At 66.8% G+C, this 15,521-nt stretch carries 16 protein-coding genes; 11 read left to right on the forward strand and 5 right to left on the reverse strand.

Annotation, left to right across the window (positions count from 1 at the left end):
- Positions 1–6 precede the first annotated feature (6 nt).
- The 3 genes from VZ068_RS06135 to VZ068_RS06145 all read left to right on the forward strand — a co-directional run bounded on the left by VZ068_RS06135 (position 7) and on the right by VZ068_RS06145 (position 1,475).
- Positions 7–327 carry a YbaB/EbfC family nucleoid-associated protein gene (locus VZ068_RS06135; RefSeq protein WP_005913896.1) on the forward strand — a complete coding sequence of 107 codons (321 nt, stop codon included), beginning with the start codon at positions 7–9 and terminating at the stop codon, positions 325–327.
- A 100-nt stretch (positions 328–427) separates the two neighbouring features.
- Positions 428–1,021, forward strand: coding sequence for a recombination mediator RecR (recR, locus tag VZ068_RS06140; protein ID WP_259153064.1), 594 nt, complete (start codon positions 428–430; stop codon positions 1,019–1,021).
- Between the two features lie 103 nt (positions 1,022–1,124).
- Positions 1,125–1,475, forward strand: a complete 351-nt coding sequence (locus VZ068_RS06145; protein ID WP_058562265.1) for a histidine triad nucleotide-binding protein — start codon at positions 1,125–1,127, stop codon at positions 1,473–1,475.
- A gap of 289 nt (positions 1,476–1,764) precedes the next feature.
- On the opposite strand, the gene VZ068_RS06150 is transcribed toward VZ068_RS06145, so the two are convergent.
- Genes VZ068_RS06150 through VZ068_RS06165 form a run of 4 tightly spaced genes read right to left on the reverse strand, consistent with a single transcriptional unit; the run spans position 1,765 to position 6,152 of the window.
- Positions 1,765–2,298, reverse strand: coding sequence for a Slp family lipoprotein (locus VZ068_RS06150; RefSeq protein ID WP_259153067.1), 534 nt, complete (start codon positions 2,296–2,298; stop codon positions 1,765–1,767).
- The gene (locus VZ068_RS06155) at positions 2,295–4,244 is read right to left on the reverse strand and encodes a DUF3488 and transglutaminase-like domain-containing protein (protein WP_349657158.1); all 1,950 of its coding nucleotides are present in this window, start codon (positions 4,242–4,244) and stop codon (positions 2,295–2,297) included. The genes VZ068_RS06150 and VZ068_RS06155 overlap by 4 nt, the downstream gene beginning before the upstream one ends.
- Positions 4,237–5,193 carry a DUF58 domain-containing protein gene (locus VZ068_RS06160; RefSeq protein ID WP_349657159.1) on the reverse strand — a complete coding sequence of 319 codons (957 nt, stop codon included), beginning with the start codon at positions 5,191–5,193 and terminating at the stop codon, positions 4,237–4,239. The genes VZ068_RS06155 and VZ068_RS06160 overlap by 8 nt, the downstream gene beginning before the upstream one ends.
- A gap of 5 nt (positions 5,194–5,198) precedes the next feature.
- The gene (locus VZ068_RS06165; RefSeq protein WP_101363571.1) at positions 5,199–6,152 is read right to left on the reverse strand and encodes a MoxR family ATPase; all 954 of its coding nucleotides are present in this window, start codon (positions 6,150–6,152) and stop codon (positions 5,199–5,201) included.
- A 36-nt stretch (positions 6,153–6,188) separates the two neighbouring features.
- On the opposite strand from VZ068_RS06165, the gene VZ068_RS06170 reads away from it, so the two are divergent.
- Genes VZ068_RS06170 through VZ068_RS06180 form a run of 3 tightly spaced genes read left to right on the forward strand, consistent with a single transcriptional unit; the run spans position 6,189 to position 10,866 of the window.
- Positions 6,189–8,030: a glycosyltransferase family 39 protein gene (locus VZ068_RS06170; protein ID WP_349657160.1), complete on the forward strand. Its 1,842-nt coding sequence runs from the start codon at positions 6,189–6,191 to the stop codon at positions 8,028–8,030.
- Between the two features lie 8 nt (positions 8,031–8,038).
- Entirely contained in the window at positions 8,039–9,034 is a 996-nt protein-coding gene (locus tag VZ068_RS06175) for a glycosyltransferase family 2 protein (RefSeq protein WP_349657161.1), read from the forward strand.
- On the forward strand, positions 9,034–10,866 hold the full coding sequence (locus VZ068_RS06180; RefSeq protein WP_349657162.1) for a hypothetical protein: 1,833 nt from the start codon (positions 9,034–9,036) through the stop codon (positions 10,864–10,866). Before VZ068_RS06175 ends, VZ068_RS06180 begins: the two co-directional genes overlap by 1 nt.
- A 146-nt stretch (positions 10,867–11,012) precedes the next feature.
- Here VZ068_RS06180 and VZ068_RS06185 read toward each other — a convergent pair whose 3' ends face one another.
- Complete coding sequence (locus tag VZ068_RS06185; protein WP_259166253.1) at positions 11,013–11,588, reverse strand: Maf family nucleotide pyrophosphatase; 576 nt, start codon at positions 11,586–11,588, stop codon at positions 11,013–11,015.
- A 109-nt stretch (positions 11,589–11,697) separates the two neighbouring features.
- Between VZ068_RS06185 and VZ068_RS06190 the strand changes: the two genes are divergently transcribed.
- The 5 genes from VZ068_RS06190 (at position 11,698) to fabD (ending at position 15,458) form a co-directional block, all read left to right on the forward strand.
- Positions 11,698–12,207, forward strand: coding sequence for a YceD family protein (locus VZ068_RS06190; RefSeq protein WP_349657660.1), 510 nt, complete (start codon positions 11,698–11,700; stop codon positions 12,205–12,207).
- A 97-nt stretch (positions 12,208–12,304) separates the two neighbouring features.
- Positions 12,305–12,499 (forward strand): 50S ribosomal protein L32, encoded by a 195-nt coding sequence (gene rpmF / locus VZ068_RS06195; protein ID WP_003483870.1) that lies wholly within the window; start codon positions 12,305–12,307, stop codon positions 12,497–12,499.
- A gap of 89 nt (positions 12,500–12,588) precedes the next feature.
- Positions 12,589–13,566: a beta-ketoacyl-ACP synthase III gene (locus VZ068_RS06200; protein WP_349657163.1), complete on the forward strand. Its 978-nt coding sequence runs from the start codon at positions 12,589–12,591 to the stop codon at positions 13,564–13,566.
- Between the two features lie 60 nt (positions 13,567–13,626).
- The gene (locus VZ068_RS06205; protein ID WP_349657164.1) at positions 13,627–14,409 is read left to right on the forward strand and encodes a serine/threonine protein phosphatase; all 783 of its coding nucleotides are present in this window, start codon (positions 13,627–13,629) and stop codon (positions 14,407–14,409) included.
- 104 nt (positions 14,410–14,513) lie between these two features.
- Complete coding sequence (fabD, locus tag VZ068_RS06210) at positions 14,514–15,458, forward strand: ACP S-malonyltransferase (RefSeq protein ID WP_349657165.1); 945 nt, start codon at positions 14,514–14,516, stop codon at positions 15,456–15,458.
- The last annotated feature ends 63 nt before the right edge of the window (positions 15,459–15,521 follow it).

Here is a 15,521-nt window from a genome sequence, read left to right on the forward strand (position 1 = left end):
CGACCCATGCGTGGAAACATTGCCCAATTGATGCAGCAGGCACAGAAGATGCAGGAAAACCTGCAGCGCGCCCAGGAAGAACTGGCCAAGCTGGAAGTCACCGGCACCGCCGGCGGCGGCATGGTCAGCGTGACGCTGACCGGGGCCAAGGAGTGCCGCAAGGTGCGCATCGATCCCAGCATCCTCTCCGACCAGGAAATGGCCGAGGACCTGATCGCCGCCGCCTTCAACGACGCCTCCAACAAGATCGACGCCGAGTCCAAGGACCGCATGGGTTCGGCTACTGCCGGCATGCAGCTGCCGCCGGGCATGAAGTTGCCGTTCTGAACGAGGGGATTCGGGAGTCGGGATTAGGGATTCGCCAGAAGCGGGGTTTGCTTCTGCATTTGCGAATCCCGAATCTCCAATGCCCAATCCCGGCCACTCAATGTCCTCTCTTCTCGAACAACTGATCGAGGCCTTCCGGGTATTGCCGGGTGTGGGCCAGAAATCGGCGCAGCGCATGGCCTACCACGTGCTCGAGCGCGAGCGCGAGGGTGGGCGTCGTTTGGCCGCAGCGCTGGGCAATGCGGTGGAAAAGGTCGGGCATTGCGTGCAGTGCCGCGACTTCACCGAGTCCGAGATCTGCGCGATCTGTGCCAACAGCAGTCGCGACCGTCAGCAATTGTGCGTGGTGGAATCGCCGGCCGATCGCCTGGCGATCGAGCACGCCACCGGCTACCGCGGCGTGTACTTCATCCTGCAGGGGCGCCTGTCGCCGCTGGATGGCATCGGCCCGCGCGAGCTGGGGCTGGATCAACTCGGCGAACGCCTGGCTGCCGGCGAAATCACCGAAATGATCATCGCCACCAACGCCACCGTGGAGGGCGAGGCCACCGCGCATTACCTGGCGCAGCTGGCGCGCCAGCATGGCGTGCGCCCCAGCCGGCTCGCGCAAGGCATGCCGCTGGGCGGCGAGCTGGAATACGTGGATCGCGGCACCCTGTCGCACGCCTTCGGCACCCGCGGTGAGGTGCTTTGAGGGCTGGGAATCGGGAGTCGGGAATGGTGAATCGGAGAAGCAACGTCAGAAGCAAGGGCTGTAAGCTCTTGCGATTCCCCAATCCCGATTCCCGATTTCCGCCATGACCGACACCATCTTCAGCAAGATCATCCGTCGCGAAATCCCGGCCACCATCGTCTATGAAGACGACGAGGTTCTGGGCTTTGAAGACATCGCGCCGCAGGCGCCGGTGCACGTGCTCTTCATTCCCAAGCAGCACGCCATTCCCACCCTGGACGATGTGCCGCCGGAGCAGGCGTTGCTGGTCGGCAAGTTGGCGCTCGCCGCTGCTGCATACGCGCGTGAGCAGGGCCTGGCGCAGGACGGCTACCGCATCGTGATGAATTGCCGCGAGCATGCCGGGCAGACGGTGTTCCATATCCATCTGCATCTGCTGGCCGGTGCCCCGCTGGGCCGCTTCGGCACGCCCTGACGGCATCGCTGGGCATTGCCATCGATGTGAGCGGACCGGTCGTTGAGTGGCAAGGATAGGCCGGGGTCGAGCATGCTCGATCGCCCATCCGCTGCGCCACACGACGATGCGCATCCGCAAGCACTCTCGCCAGCGCAGCCGCGGTCACAGCAGAGCGTGTTGCGCGCAGCGCGGGACCGGCGGGTACAGATTCAGCACGAGCGCGTTGATGTCGACGGCCTAGCCACAGAAACAAAAACGCCGCTCCTTCAGGAGCGGCGTTTTGCATCACAGCTGACTCAGCGATTGCTTACCACCAGCCGCGGCCCCAGCCCCAGCCGCCGCCCCAGCGCGGACCCCAGGGGTCGCCCCATGGGCCGTACGGGTAGGCCGGAATCACGTCCACGTCGCGCACTTCCGGCCACAGATAGACCACGTCTGCCGCCACCTTGGGCAGCTTGTAGTCGTACTCGCCGATCTTGGTGGTCTCGTAGCCCTCGATCTTGCCGATGAAAGTGACTTCGCGGCCGGGTTCGAACACGGCCGGGTCGTAGAAGCCTGCACGGCACGCCAGGAAGCGGCCATCGCTGGCGTCCACCGCATTGCGGTCCGGGCGGCCGCTGGCATTGAGCGGACGCGAGATCAGCTCGAAGCAGGTCTGGCCCTGCCCGGGCTTGGTCTGGATGATCTTGCCGCCCCAGCGCACAGAGGTGCCAAGCTGCGCGCTGGCAGTGGAGTCGCTCGGGCTGACCGTGGGGAACTGGCCCTGCAGCGGCTTGGGCGCGGTGGCGCAGGCTGCGAGCCCGAGCACAGCGACAATGGGAAAAAGAAAGCGGGTGCTCATGAGGAAACTCCGGTTCGCGGGCGATGCTGCTGCAGATCTTTAAGGAGTGAGGCGCTGTCCGAATCGGCGCCAGCGTAGCGCGCGGCAGCGAAACGTTGGCTGAGTGCCAACAGTGTGGTGTCGGGGTGGGTGCGGGCGACGCGTTGCGCCCAGGCAATGGCCGGTTCGTGCGGTTCGCGGGCAAGGCCCAGCTTGCCGTAACGCCGGCCCAGACGATGCCAGGCACGCAGCAGCGGATCACGCTCGCGTTCGCCGCGCGCCAGCAACCAGCTCATCCACGCCAGTGCACCGACTGCGAACACCCCGAAGATGGCGGCCAGCTGGGTGGGCTCCAGGCGCTCGATGCCCAGCGGCTGCAGCAGCCGTTGTTGGCGGTCGGCATTGAAGGACAGCACCAGATCGTTCCAGCCGCGGCGCAGCCAGTCGCCGACCTGGCTCAGGCCGGCCCAGGTGCCGAGCTGGGCGAAGTTGTTGCCATTGGTCTGCAGGCGATCTTCCAGCGTGTCGTAGATGCGTTCGGGCGCCACGGCGGCAGTCGGGTCCACCCGTACCCAGCCGCGACCGGCCAGCCACACCTCGGTCCATGCATGCGCATCCATGCGGCGCACCACCCAGTAGTTGCCCAGCCCGTTGTAGGTGCCGCCGGCATAGCCGGTGACCACGCGTGCGGGGATGCCGGCGGCGCGCATCAGCACCACGAACGAGGAGCTGAAGTGCTCGCAAAACCCGGCCTTCTGCTGGAACAGGAACTCATCCACGCTGTTGCGGCCAAGCAGTGGCGTATCCAGGGTGTAGGCGAATTCGCGGGTGATCCACCCCAGTGCGCGCTGCACGACGGCATCGTCGTTGTTGCCGGCGTCGGCCCGCCATTGCCTGGCGAGCGCGACGGTGCGCGGATTGAAGCCCGGTGGCAGGGCGAGTGCGCGCTTGCGCAACTGCTCGGGCAGGTCGGTATCGAAACGTGCCGGTGGCGCCGATTGCAGCTCCCAGCGGGTCAGTGCGCTCAATGGCCGCTGCGCGAACAGTTCGTAATCGGGCGACAGCTCGGCGCTGGCGACACCCTGGGTCGGCAGGTCCAGCGACACCAGCTGGCGACGGTCGGTGGGCTCGTAATCCAGTCGGTACCGATAGGTCTGCGGGCCGGGTGTGACCGATGCGGGTTGTCCGCGACCGGTCCAGCGTGCGCGCTGCCAGGTGCGGCCGTCGAAATCCCACATCACCGGCCCACGCCAGTAGCGCTGCTGTGGTGGTGGTGCCTTGCCGGTGAATTGCACGCGCAGCGCCGGGCTTTCGTCGGCCATCAGGTCGATCCATTCGCCGGGCGACATGTTGTCCGACAGGCCGGGCCGCGACAGCGCGCGCTCGGGCACGCCCCACAACGGCGAACTCAGGCGCGGCAGCAACCAGAACGTGGCCATGGCCAGCGGCACGCCGATGGCCACCAGCTTGCCGATCCCGCGCAACTGCAGGCGCAGCCCAGGCGTGCTGGTGCGATGTTCTTCGTCGGCCAGCCGCTGCATGCTGAGCAGGGCGCTGACCACCGCCAGCAACGCCAGCCCCATCGTTGCCGGCCCCTGGTCGAGCAGGAATGCTGCAAACGGGGCGAACAACGCAAAGCCGAGCAGGCTGCGCGCATCGCGCAGACTGCGCAGTTCGGAGGCCTTGATCGCCAGCATCGCAGCAAGCACCGCGCAGCCGGTATCGCGGCCGAAGCGCATGCCGATCTGCCAGTACACCGCCGCCAGCATCGCGATCACCAGCAACACCCGCAGCGGCGCCATCACGGTGCCGCGCCAGCTCAGCACGCCGACCAGGACCGCGGCCACCGCGATGGTGGTGGCAAGCAGGCCAGGCAACTGCAACAGCAGCGGCGCCAGGGCCAGCCAGCTGGTGGCCAGCGCCCAGCGGCGGCTGGCCTGATTGATCGGAAGGGGCGGCTCAGTCATGGGGAAGCAGCGCCAGGGCGCGCAGGCACAGGTGGTGGTGGGACGGACCTTGTGCAGGCCCCAGTGGCGGCTGGCCCGGCAGCAGCAGGCGGTAACGCCGCCCGTCGCGTTCGGCCAGATTCACCCAGCGGGCAAGCCGCGCGATGCGGCGTTCGTACGGCAGTGCGTGCAGCGCACGCCAGTCCAGCGTGACTTCGATGCCCAGCGGCTGTTCGTATTCGCGCACCAGCAGGCTGTCGCGGCGCGCCGAGTGCTTCCAGGAAATCGTGCGTGGCGCATCGCCGGCGCGGTACGGACGCAGCTGATGCAGTTCTTCGCCTTGCGCATGCAGGCGGGTCTGGTTGGGCGAACCGGCGCCCTCAGGCAATGCCGGGCCCTGTTCTTCGGGCTTGGGATAGGACAGCAGTGGCGTTTCCGGCCACACCCACGACCAGGCCCGTACCAGGCCCAGCGGCTGGGTGCTCGACAACCGGATGCGTTCGATGTCCTGCCAGCCGCGCCGCTCGGTGGGTACCAGCAGGTCGATCTCGGCCATATCGTGCTCGACCAGCGAGCAGAAACCGCTGCTTTGCAGATGGTCCAGTCGCAGCCCGCGTCGCACGCGGGTATCGCGACGTGCCAACGACACCCGCATCCGCAGCGGCTCGCCGGCCACCACAGGTTCGGCCGAGACCGCTTCTATGCGCAGCGCCGACAACTGCAGGTGCGCCATGATGCTGCTGGCGATTCCCGCGGTGGCCAGCAGCAGGGCCAGCAGCAATGCCGGGTTGTTGTTGTAGTTCAACGCGCCCAGCAGCATCGCCAGCAGCAGGGCGGTGACGAACAACCCGAAGCGGGTCGGCAACACATAGATGCGCCGCCGATCCAGCACGATCGGCAACGCTTCCGCTCCCCGCGGACGGGCCAGCAGGCTGAGCCGGCGGCCGATGCCGCGCAAGGGTGCACGCACCTGTGTCAGTCCACCGGCACGCTGTGCAGGAGCGCCTTTGCCAGCGCCGGCCCGGAGGACGATTCTGCCTCCGGCACCAGCCGATGACCGGCCACGGCCACGAACAGCGCCTGCACGTCTTCCGGCAGCACGTGCTCGCGCCCGAGCAGCAGCGCATACGCCTTGGCGGCACGCAGCAGCGCGATGCCGGCACGCGGTGACAGGCCCACGCGCACCCCGGCATGCTGGCGGCTGCGCAACAGCAGCGCCTGTACATAGCCGATCAAGGCGTCGCTGGTATGGATCTGGTTGACCACCGCACGCAGCGCGACCACGTCGGTATCGCTGAGCTGCGGTGCGGCCTGGGCGATCAGCTCGCGGCGGTCCACCCCGGAGAGCAACGCGCGCTCGGCATCGGCGCTGGGGTAGCCCAGGCTCAGCCGCAGCAGGAAGCGATCCAGTTGCGAGTCCGGCAACGGAAACGTGCCCGACAGGTCGACCGGATTCTGCGTGGCAATCACGAAGAACGGTTCCGGCAAGGCGTGGGTCACACCATCCAGGGTGACCTGCTGTTCGGCCATCGCCTCCAGCAGCGAACTCTGCGTGCGCGGCGGGGCGCGATTGATTTCGTCGGCCAGCAGCACGTTGGTGAACACCGGGCCGGGATGGAACTGGAACTGGCGCGAGGCGGCATCGTAGACCGACACGCCCAGCACATCGGCCGGCAACAGGTCCGAGGTGAACTGTACGCGCTGGAAGCCCAAGCCCAGGCTGGAGGCCATCGCGTGGGCGAGGGTGGTCTTGCCCAGGCCGGGCAGGTCTTCGATCAGCAGATGTCCGCCGGACAGCAGCGCCACGAACGCCAGCCGCACCTCCTGCGCCTTGCCCAGCAGCAGCGAATTGACCTGGTCTTGCGCGCGCCGCAGCGATTGACGCAGCGCATCGGTTAGCATTTCCGTGGAACGCAGCGGTGTCGACATCACAATTCCGTAGGTGAAAGAAGAGTGCACAGGGCAATGCAGGGGGACCAACGCGCACATCGCACCTTCGTGATCCTGTGGACACTGGCGACGGCCGTCAAGCTGTTGATCGCCGCGCGGTTGCCGCTGTTCGTCGACGAGGCGTTTTACTGGCAGGAAGGCCAGCACCTGGCTGCGGCGTATTCGGATCTGCCGGGTATGACCGCCTGGCTGGCGCGGCTGGGTGTGGAGGCCGGCGGCCACCACCTGATGGCAATGCGCCTGCCGTTTCTGGCCATCGCCGCGCTGCTGCCGTGGCTGGTTGCGCACATCGCCACGCGCTGGTTCGGCTCCACCCTGGGCTGGCAGGCCGGCAGCCTGACGCTGCTGATGCCGCTGTCGGCCACGCTGGGCATCCTGGCCGTGCCCGACGTGCCGATGGCCCTGGCAGCGGTGCTGTGCATGGACGCTGGCGCACGCCTGCTGCGCGAGGTCGATGCCACCAGCGCACTGGAGCTGGCGATCGGTCTGGTGATCGGCGCGCTCAGCCATTACCGCTTCGTCGGCGTGATCGGCGTGGGCTGCATCGCGCTGCTGTGCATCCCGCAGGGGCGTGCGGTGCTGCGCGACCCGCGCATCTGGCTGGCGCTGACGGTCGGAGCGGTGAGCTGGCTGCCGCTGCTGTTTTGGAATACCGACCACGACGAGGCAGGGCTGCGCTTTCAACTGGTCGACCGGCATCCGTGGCGGTTCCAGATCGGCGGACTGTGGTTCCTGCTGATCCAGGCGGTGGCGGTGACGCCGTTGTTGGCCTGGGCCATGCTCAAGGTGGCCCAGGCCGGCACGCGTTCCGGCGGCGGGTCGCGCGCGCAATGGCGGTATTTCGGATTGCTGGGCGGCATCTCGACCGTGGCGATTTTCGTGCTCGGCTTCTTCAGCGATGCCGAGCGGATCAGTTTCCACTGGCCGCTGCCTGGCTATCTGGCGTTGCTGGTGGCGGTGCCGGTGATCCTGTTGCGTTGGCCGCTTCCGGTGCGCCGTGCCGCATGGCTGCTTGCGCTGCTCGGCACGCTGGGGGCTTACGGCTACTACCTGGCGGTGTCGGTGCCGTCGATCCGCGCGCATGCGGCCGGCGAAAAATACTACCCGCGCAACTTTGCCGGCTGGAACGATCTGGCGCGCGCGGTCAAACGTCAGCTGGCGCAGATGCCGCCGGGCACGCGGGTGCTGGCAGAGAACTTCAAGGTGGGCGCCGAGCTTGGTTTTCAGTTGCACGATGCGCAGATCGAGGTATTGCGTGCGGACTTGAACGACAAGCACGGGCGCAGCGCGCAGTTGCTGCAATGGGGCCTGCTCAGCGACGGACGCCGCGATGGCCCGCGCCTGCTGGTGCTGTCGCCCAGCGATCAGCGTTACCGCGACCTGCTCAAGCGCTATCACGCCATCTGCGACATGGTCGGCCCGTTGCCACCGCCCACGGTGGTGTCCGCCGATCACGGATATCAACGTTTTCTGCTGTTCGCACTGCCGGCGCAACGCGCTCCCGGGCCGTGCATCGCCCCGGCGATGGCCTGGATCGACACGCCGCTGCCGGATGTGCGCGTGTCCGGCCAGATCCAGGTGCGTGGTTGGGCGTTCAAGGACGGTATCGGCCTGGCCGATGTGGAGCTGCTCCTCGATGGCCGTGCGGTCGCGCGAGCCGACTATGGCAGCCCGATGGATGTCCGTCCGTACTGGAAGATCTCCACCGACCCGCAGCATCCCCGCGTCGGCTTCTCCGCCACGCTCGATACGCGCGCGCTGCCATCCGGCACGCATTGGTTGGGCCTGCGCCTGCACGGCCGCGACGGCAGCGTCGAGGACTGGTGGGAGCAGCCTGTCACCGTTTCCGCACCTTAGATCACGCAATGACTGACGCCTTGCCCGTTGCCCATCCCGCATATCTGTCCGGGTTTCGAATCGCCGTGCTGGTGCCATGCCATAACGAGGCGGCGACAGTCGCCGCCGTGGTCGGCGATTTCGCTGCGGCATTGCCCGGTGCGGTGATCCATGTGCTGGACAACAACTCCAGCGACGCCACCGCGTCCAACGCCGTGGCGGCTGGCGCGCAGGTGCGCCGCGTTGCGCTGCAGGGCAAGGGCAATGTGGTGCGGCGTGGATTTGCCGATGTCGAAGCCGACATCTACGTGCTGGTGGATGGCGATGCGACGTACGACGCAGCCGCCGCACCGGCGTTGGTGCGCAAGCTCATCGACGAACGGCTGGACATGGTGGTCGGCGCACGTCGCGATCAACAACAGGCCGCCTACCGGCCAGGGCACCGCCTCGGCAATGTCCTGCTGACGCGCTGCGCGGGGCTGCTGTTCGGGCGCAGTTTCGACGACATGTTGTCCGGGTACCGGGTGTTTTCGCGGCGCTACGTCAAATCCTTCGCGGCGCATGCGCATGGATTCGAGACCGAAACCGAGCTGGCCGTGCATGCCTTGCAGCTGCGCATGCCGGTAGCCGAGGTCGAGACCGCATATGGCGTGCGTCCGGAAGGTTCGCAAAGCAAGTTGAACACCTGGCGCGACGGCTGGCGCATCCTCACCACGATTGCAAAACTGTTCAAGGCCGAGCGGCCGCTGTTGTTCTTCTCGATCGGTTTTGCGCTCAGCGCCGCGTTGTCGATCGTGCTGGCGATCCCGTTGTTCGAGACTTACCTGCAAACCGGCCTGGTACCGCGCTTTCCGACCGCGATCCTGTGCGTTGCGCTGATGCTGCTCGGTTTTCTGTTGCTTGCCTGCGGACTGATTCTGGACACGGTCACGCGTGGACGCGTCGAGGCCAAGCATCTGGCGTATCTGGCCGAGCCGGGCGTAGGCAACCGTGTGGCCGCCTCGCACGACAAGGGAGCGCAGTGATGGCATCGGTGACCAAGGCGACATCGGCGACGCGCCTGCAGCGTTTGTCGCGCTGGGCGGATGGCCGTTTCGGCTTTCATTCGTCGCGCCAGGTCATCGCTGCGGCGATGGCCGTGCTGCTGCTCGGCGCGCTGCTCTCGCTCGGTCTGGGGCAGGACGCCAATTGGGATTTACGCAATTACCATCTCTACATCGGTGGCGCGTGGGCCGACGATCGTCTGGGCGTGGACCTGGCGCCGGCGCAGATGCAGAGTTACTTCAGTCCCCTGCTCGATGTCCTGCATGCCTGGTTGATGCTGCATCTGCCCGGGCCATTGGTCGGGGCGTTATTGGGTGCGCTGCATGCAGTGGTGTTCATGCCGGTGGCCGTCGTGGCGTGGTGTGTCCTGTCCAACGAATCGCGACGTGCGCAGTGGACCCCGCTGTTCGCGGTGGCCGGTATGTGCAGTGCGGTGTTCCTGTCCGAACTGGGCAACACCATGGGCGATACCGCCAGCGCGATCCCGGTACTGGCGTCGCTGGCGATCGTGCTGCTGGCGCAGGCCAACGCGCGGCAAGGACGAGGCGTTGCGTGGGGGTGGGCCATCGCCGGCGCACTGATCGGTCTGGCGATCGCGCTCAAGCTGACCAATGCGCTGTACGCGCTGGCGCTGGCGCCGGCGGTGTTGTGCGACGGTGGGCGCATGCGGTCGCGGATTCTGGGGTTGAGCGTTCTTGCCGGTGTCGCGGTGCTGGTGTTGCTGTTGCTGGCAGGGCACTGGTATTGGCAGGTCTGGCAACACTTTGGCAACCCGCTGTTTCCGCAATTCAACGGCGTGTTCAAGTCGCCGCTGGCTCAGCCGGTGTCGATTGCCGATATCCGCTGGTTGCCGCGCAACATCGGCGAACACCTGATCTGGCCGCTGCTGTTTACGTTCAAGCCGCAACGCGTCGGCGATCTTGGTCTGGTGCAGGCGGGATGGGCGGTGTTGTATGCGGTCGCGCTGATGGCAGCGGGACGCATCGTGCTGCGCCGTCGCGTGCCTTCGACAAGTCGCGATCGCGCAGCGGTGGTCCTGCTGGTGTTCTTCGGCATTGCCTACGCGCTGTGGCAAGCGGTCTTCAGTATCCACCGCTATCTGCTGGTACTGGAGCTGCTTGCGCCATTGGTGCTGTGGGTCGTGTGCCGGCATGCCTTTGCGGTCAATGCGGATCGCAAGGCTGCGTGGTTGATCGGTGTGTGCGCGCTGGTTGCGTTGGTTGGATGGAAGGACTGGGGGCATGAGGCATGGGCGCGCGACAGTTTCCAGGTCGAGCAACCGGCGCTTGCCGATCCTGCTGCATCCACGGTGCTGCTGGTCGGCGACGAGCCGCAGTCCTGGCGAGTGCCGCTGTTGCCGCAGCAGGCGCGTTACATCGGCGTGGCGACCAATCTTTCCGAGACCGATCGGTACCGCGAGCGGGTCAGGGCCTTGATCGCCGAGCGGGCGCAGCTGTACGCGATGTTGGGCGCCACGCGCGACAAGCAGCAATTGCGGATCGATCGCATGAATGGCTGGGCGCAGCAGTTTGGCTGGGACACGCAGCCTCGGTGCACGCGGTTGCGCTGGCTGATCGCCCGCGGCCTGCGTGCGGAGCTTGAAGCAGTGACCCCAGGGCGCTGTGTGCTGCAGGTGCCCAAGGGCAAGGCGCTGGATATCGCCGCTGCAGATCGTGCGGTGCGCGAGTCTGCGCAGCAGCGTCTGGCTGCGTATGGGCTGACCCTGGATCCGTCACGTTGCCGCACCTTGTCCTCGCATGTCGGACAAGCCCAGTACCCATATCAATTCTGCGAACTCGCTCGGCCGGAGTAGCGCAACCGGCCAGTGCTCGTGCAACGGTGAGCGGTGGCGCCATGCCTCACTGGCTGTAAGCCGCGCCGTCGTGACGGTGGGCCTGCAACGTCATGGCGACTGGCGACAAGATTCGCTTGAGCGGCTCTGTGGCCGTCGAGTTGGTCTTACGGAATCGCAAACCCGGCCTGCCGCAACAGCCGCGCCAGCGCGATCAGCGGCAGGCCGACCAGGGCGGTCGGATCTTCCGAGCGGATCGCATCGAACAAGCCGATGCCCAGACCCTCGCACTTGAAGCTGCCGGCGCAATCCAGCGCGGGTTCGGCGGCCAGGTAGCGTTCGATTTCTAGCCGTGTCAGCGGGCGCAGCTGCACCTCGGTCACATCCAGCGCATGCAGGTGGCGGTCGGGGCCGACCAGGCTGACGGCGGTGTGGAAGCGCACCGCGCGCCCGGACATGGCGCTCAGCTGCGCGCGCGCCTGGTCCAGGGTTCCCGGTTTGCCCAGGGCCCGGCCGTCCAGGTCGGCAACCTGGTCCGAGCCGATGACCCAGGCCTCGGGCGCCTGCGCGGCCACTGCGGCGGCCTTTTCGGCAGCCAGGCGGCTGGCCAGTGCGCCCGGCGCTTCGCCCGGCAGCGCCTGCTCGTCGACCTCCGGGCGGGCGGTGGTGAAGTCCAGCCGCAGGCGGCCGAGCAGCTCGCGCCGATAGACGGAGGTGGAGGCAAGGATCAGGCGTGGCATCATGAACGTCGAAAGAGGCGGGCAGGGGAGTCTGCCAGCCCGCGCGTCGTGCGGCACATGTGAATGGGTGCATTTGACATGGCTACTGCGGGTCTTTAACATTCTGCGGCTTATGTCCGCGAACGTACCCGAAATGCTGGATGCTTGGCGGATGGTCGCAGCGCGCAGGCGCTTCGATGGCCGCATCCCGCTCTCTGCGATGACCCGTTTGCAGGGAAGTCTGGTCGATACCGAGGGCGAATGCGTCTATTCGCTCCAGTTCGATCAGGACGTCCTGCTCAAGGTCGCCTATGTCGAACTCAGCATCGATGTCGAGCTGCCGCTGGCCTGCCAGCGCACCTTGCAGCGTTTTCTGTATCCGGTGCAGATCAGGCAGCGTCTTGGTCTGATCCGCGACGAGGACGAAGAGGCGGCGTTGCCGCCCGATTACGAAGCCTTGCTGGTGCCCGACGACGGCATGCTGCGGGCGACGGATCTGGTGGAGGACGAACTGGTGCTGTCGGTGCCGGTGGTGCCCATGGCGCCCGGCAGCGAAGCCGTTGAGGCCGAGTGGGTGCCGAGCCAGGAAGAGCAAGACAAGGCCAGTCCGTTCGCGGCGCTGGCAGCGTTGAAGAAACAGTAACCGCCGCTGTTAAGGGCGGAAAGACAGGTCGACGCGGGCGTAGAGCGTGCTGTTCGACTCAACAGACAAGTTATCGAACTAAAGTTGGAGCAATCCCATGGCTGTGCAGAAATCCCGTGTCACCCCGTCCCGTCGCGGCCAGCGTCGTTCGCACGATGCCCTCACCGCCAAGCAGCTGTCGACCGACCCGACCAGCGGCGAGATCCATCTGCGCCACCACATCACCGCTGACGGTTACTACCGTGGCAAGAAGGTGATCGCGACCAAGTCGTCGGCCGTCCAAGAAGATTGATCCGTGGCACCCGCCGCAGTTTTGCCGGCGGGTGACCCTCGATACTTCCGGAGCCGCCAATCACCGCGGCTCTTGCACCAGGAAACAGCATGAGCAAGCGGATCTATTCCAGAATCGCGGGCACGGGTAGCTATTTGCCCGAAAAGGTGTTGACCAACGACGACATGTCCAAGATCGTCGACACCAGCGATGAATGGATCTTCTCGCGCACTGGTATCCGTGAACGTCACATCGTCGCCGACGACCAGACCACCAGCGACCTGGCGTATTTCGCCTCGCTGAAGGCGATGGAAGCGGCTGGCGTCACCGCCGACGAGATCGACCTGATCGTCATCGGCACCACCACGCCTGATCTGATCTTTCCGTCCACGGCCTGCCTGCTGCAGGCGCGGCTGGGCAACGTCGGTTGCGGTGCGATGGACGTCAATGCCGCCTGCTCGGGCTTTGTCTACGCGCTCAGCGTGGCCGACAAGTTCGTGCGCAGCGGCGATGCCAAGACCGTGCTGGTGGTGGGGGCGGAAACGCTGACCCGCATCGTCGACTGGACCGACCGCACCACCTGCGTGCTGTTCGGCGACGGTGCCGGCGCGGTGATCCTCAAGGCTGACGAAGAGACCGGCATCCTCAGCACCCATCTGCATGCCGACGGCAGCAAGAAAGAGCTGCTGTGGGACCCGGTGGGCGTGTCGGTGGGCTTCGGCGAAGGCAAGAACGGTGGCGGCGCGTTGCTGATGAAGGGCAACGACGTGTTCAAGTACGCGGTCAAGGCGCTGGATTCGGTGGTCGACGAGACCCTGGCCGCCAATGGCTACGACAAGCACGACCTGGACTGGCTGATCCCGCATCAGGCCAACCTGCGCATCATCGAAGCCACCGCCAGGCGGCTGGATCTGCCGATGGAACAGGTGGTGGTCACCGTGGACCGCCACGGCAATACCTCCTCGGCCTCGGTGCCGCTGGCGCTGGACGAAGCGGTTCGCTCCGGCCGCGTGCAGCGCGGTCAATTGTTGCTGCTGGAAGCATTCGGCGGCGGATTTACCTGGGGCTCGGCGCTGCTGCGCTATTGAGTCCCACAGGCGCCGCCGCGTCCGCCGGCGGCGCCTTACAGCGTCAGGGACGGACCCGTCATGGCAGAACCCATCGTCATCGCCGGACAGCGCGTCTGGCTGAAGCAGTACCGCCGCGACAGCCGGGCGGTCTCGCTCGGAGCACTCAACTTCGTCGCCCGCCGCTGGGGCCTGCACGCCTTGCGTCCACCGCCGCACCGTGGCGGCGATGCTGCGCGCGATCTGGAAGCCCGCCGGCTTGGCGAACTGCAGGCACAAGCCGTCAATGTGCCGCGCGTGGTCGGTTGCGGGCAGGCGGCCTTGGTCCTCAGCGACAACGGCCGCTCCTTTGCCAGCTGCCTGCGCGAGGCCGATGCGCCCGAGCGCGACCGGCTGATCGCACTGGCGGTGGCCGCCATTGCCGATGCCCATCGCGATGGCGCGTATTTCGGCCAGCCGCTTCCGCGCAACATAACCTTCGACGGGCAGGCGGTCGGCTTCATCGATTTCGAAGAAGACCCGCTGGAAGTGATGGACCTGGCGCAGGCGCAGGCGCGCGACTGGCTGGTGTTCGGCTACGGCGTGGCCAAGTACTACCGCGGCCGCCGCGAGGTGCTGCAGCGGTTGATGACGGGCGCCTTTGATGCGGCCGGCCCGGCGGTGGCGGCGCATGCGCATGTGGTGACCGGGCGCCTGCAGCGGTTTGCGCAGCTCACCGGTCGCCTGGGGCGCTCGGCCGGGGCGCTGGCGCGCGCCATCCTGGTCATCCACGCGGCGACCTCGCTCGGCGTCTTGCTGGTACTGGTGATGTGCGTGGACTGGCTGGCCGATGGCGAAATGGATCTGCTCAGCGCCTTGTTGTAGGTGTCCCCGCGGTCGCGCTGGCCGAGCCTTGCATACGCGGCAGTACAGACGCCGGGGCGATTTCGCACGTATCATCCCGGCTCGATTTTTGCAGGCAGCAACGCGTGACCGAAACCACTCTCGCCTTCGTCTTTCCCGGTCAGGGCTCGCAGTCCTTAGGCATGCTGGCCGAACTGTCCGAGCTGCATCCGCAGATCCGCGAAACCTTCGCCGAAGCCTCCGAGGGCGCCGGTGTCGACCTCTGGGCGCTGTCCCAGGGTGGCCCGGAAGAGATGCTCAACCGCACCGAATACACCCAGCCGGCCCTGCTGGCCGCGGGCGTGGCGGTGTGGCGGCTGTGGACTGCGCAGCGCGGTGCGCGTCCGGCCTTGCTGGCCGGGCACAGCCTGGGCGAATACACCGCGCTGGTGGCCTCAGGTGCCTTGTCGCTGCACGACGGCGCGCACCTGGTGCGCCTGCGCGGGCAGTTCATGCAGGCCGCCGCGCCGGCCGGTGTCGGTGCGATGGCCGCCGTGCTGGGCGCCGAAGATGCCTTGGTGCTGGAGGTCTGCGCCGAGGCGGCAGGCAGCCAGGTGGTGGTGCCGGCCAATTTCAATTCGCCCGGCCAGATCGTGATCGGCGGCGATGCGGCGGCGGTGGACCGTGCGCTGGCCTTGCTGGCCGAGCGCGGCGTGCGCAAGGCGGTCAAGCTGGCGGTGAGCGTGCCTTCGCACACGCCGTTGATGCGCGATGCCGCCAATCAGCTCGCCGAAGCGATGGCCGGGTTGAGCTGGCAGACGCCGCAGATTCCGGTGGTGCAGAACGTCGATGCACGCGTGCATACCGGCAGCGAGGCGATTCGCCAGGCGCTGGCCGAGCAGCTGTACCTGCCGGTGCAATGGACCGGTTGCGTGCAGGCGCTGGCAGCCCAGGGCATCACCCGGATCGCCGAATGCGGCCCGGGCAAGGTGCTGAGCGGGCTGATCAAGCGCATCGACAAGAGCCTGGATGCCCGTCCGTTGGCCATGCCTGCCGATTATGCCGGCGCGCTCGAGGCGTGGACGCACTGATTCGACGCACCTGCCGGTCCTGCCGGCATCCCTCACCGTTCGCGGCTGCGGTCGCGCGCTTTC

It is taken from the genome of Xanthomonas sp. 10-10 (genome assembly GCF_040182365.1).
Classification (GTDB): domain Bacteria; phylum Pseudomonadota; class Gammaproteobacteria; order Xanthomonadales; family Xanthomonadaceae; genus Xanthomonas; species Xanthomonas arboricola_F.